This window comes from Microbispora cellulosiformans, assembly GCF_008728085.1.
Lineage (GTDB): Bacteria > Actinomycetota > Actinomycetes > Streptosporangiales > Streptosporangiaceae > Microbispora > Microbispora amethystogenes.
Window position 1 is genome coordinate 1 of record NZ_VYTZ01000039.1, and the last position, 2434, is coordinate 2434.

At 66.3% G+C, this 2434-nt stretch carries 1 protein-coding gene; it reads right to left on the reverse strand.

What is annotated here, in order from left to right:
- Positions 1-2434 (reverse strand): ThuA domain-containing protein (locus F5972_RS36700; protein ID WP_150940754.1); only part of this gene is annotated, 2434 nt, incomplete at both ends.

Genomic DNA, 2434 nt, shown 5'->3' on the forward strand with positions numbered 1-2434 from the left:
CCTCGCAGCCGGTCGTCTGGTCGAGCGGGTGACCGTGGGTGTCGTGACCCAGGATGGACTGGATCTGCACCTTGCTGCAGTCGACCGTGCCGTCCTCGGCGTCGGTGACGGTGACCTTGAACTTCACCTGGTCGCCGAACTCGAAGAACGCGCCGTTCGGCGGGAGCTCGACCTTGACCTCGGGCTTGGTGTTGCCCGCGTTGACCACCACGCTCGCCTTGCCGGTCAGGCCGTCGGCGTTCGTCACGGTGAGAACCGCGTTGTACTCGCCGGCCGCGGTGTAGGTGAAGGTGGGGTTGGCCTCGGTGGAGTCGGTCGTGCCGTCGCCGTTGAAGTCCCAGGCGTAGGTGATGGCCTTGCCGTCGGGGTCGCGCGAGCCGTCGCTGCTGAACTTGACGGTCAGCGGCGTCGGGCCGTCGGTCTTGTCGGCGGTGGCACGCGCCACCGGCGGGCGGACGCCCTTGGTGTAGTCGATGCGGTAGACGCCGGAGTCGGCGTTGTCGCCGCCGAAGCCGGAGCCCCACTCGATCAGGTAGAGGGCGCCGTCGGGACCGAACTTCATGTCCATGGGCTTCTTGAAGCTCAGGGTCTGAAGGATCCGGTTCATCTCGACGAGCTTGGTGGCGTCCTCGTTGAGCTGGAACGACCAGATGGCGTTGTTGTTCCACTCACCGAACATGGCCTTGCCGTCCCAGTACGCCGGCCACTTGTTCGTCGACGTGTTGTCGGCGTTGTAGCGGTAGACCGGGCCGCCCATGGGGGCGCCGCCGCTCAGCTCCGGGAAGTTGTTGGCATCGGAGGCGTAGTGGTACCAGACCGTGGCCGGGGTGACCGGCGGCAGGTTGGTCAGGCCGGTGTTGTTCGGCGAGTCGTTGACCGGAGCGGCGCAGTTGAACGCCGAACCCGACTGCTTCGTGGCGAAGTTGTAGTCGATGTAGGGCGAGTTGTTACCGATGCAGTACGGCCAGCCGAAGTTGCCCGGCTTGGAGATGAGGTTCCACTCCACCGTGTTCTGCGGGCCACGCGTGGCGCTGGCGGAGTTGGAGTCGGGGCCGTACTCACCCAGCATCACGTTGCCGGTCTTGGGGTCGATCCCGATCCGGAACGGGTTGCGGAAGCCCATGCCGTAGATCTCCGGCTTGGTCTTGTCCGTGCCCGGCGCGAACAGGTTGCCCGCCGGGATGGTGTAGGTGCCGTCGGCCTCGGGGTGGATCCGCAGCAGCTTGCCGCTCAGGCTGTTGGTGTTGCCCGCGGAGCGCTGGGCGTCCCAGCTGGAGCGGCCCGACTGCTCGTCGATCGGCGCGAAGCCGTCGGAGGCGAAGGGGTTGGTGTTGTCGCCCGTGCCCAGCCAGAGGTTGCCGGTCTTGGGGTCCATCACCAGGCCGCCGCCGTGGTGGCAGCACTCGGCCCGCTGCACCGGCACGTCCATGACCTTCTTCTCACTCGCCAGGTCCAGGGTGTCCCCGTTGACCGTGAACCGGCTCAGCCGGTCGACGTTCTCCGAGCCCGCGGGCGAGTAGTAGAGGTAGATCCACTTGTTCGTGTCGAACGCGGGGTCCAGCGCCATGCCGAGCAGACCGCTCTCGTTGGCGGTGAAGACATTGAGGTGAGCGGCCTGGACCGTGCCACCATTGGGCTTGATGATTTTTACGTCGCCGAGCCGGTCGATGTAGAAGACCCGGCCGTCCTTGGCGACGTCCAGCATCATCGGGTTGGACGTGTCCGCGTCCAGCTCCACCTTGTCGTAGCTGCTGCTCTGCGAGGCGGAGCAGTCGGCCTTGACGGCGCCAGAGGCGGTCTTGATGCCACCGAGGAGCAGCTTGAGGAAGTTCGCCTCGCTGTAGTTCTCCTTCAGGTGGCCCAGGCCGGTGTACCACGAACGGCCGCCGTCGTAGTCCTGACACCACGTGTTGGGGTGGTCGGCGCCCATCGTGCCGCCGGTGTAGGACTTCTCGTCCAGCGACGTCAGCACGTGCACCGTGTTACGCGGGTTGGCCCGGTAGTCGTACCACTCGTCGGTACGGGTCCAGGTCGTCGGCAGGCCCGTCGTCGACGGGTGCGCCGGGTCCTCGACCTTCACCGTGGCCTGCTGGATCGCCGGGTGCTGCTTGAAGTAGGCACCCACCAGCTTGCCGTACCACGCCCAGTCGTAACCGCTGTCGGCTGCCGCGTGGACGCCGACGTAGCCGCCGCCCTTCTGGATGTAGCGCTGGAAGGCGTCCTTCTGGTCCTGGGTGCTGACCGGGTCACCGGTCGTGGACATGAAGATGACGGCCTGGTACTGCGCCAGGTTGGCGTCGGTGAACGCCGCGCTGTCCTCGGTCGTGTCGACCGCGAAGTTGTTGTCCTGACCGAGCTTCTGCACCGCCGCGATCCCCTCGGGGATCGAGTCGTGCCGGAACCCGGTCGTCTTCGAGAAGACGAGCACCTTGAA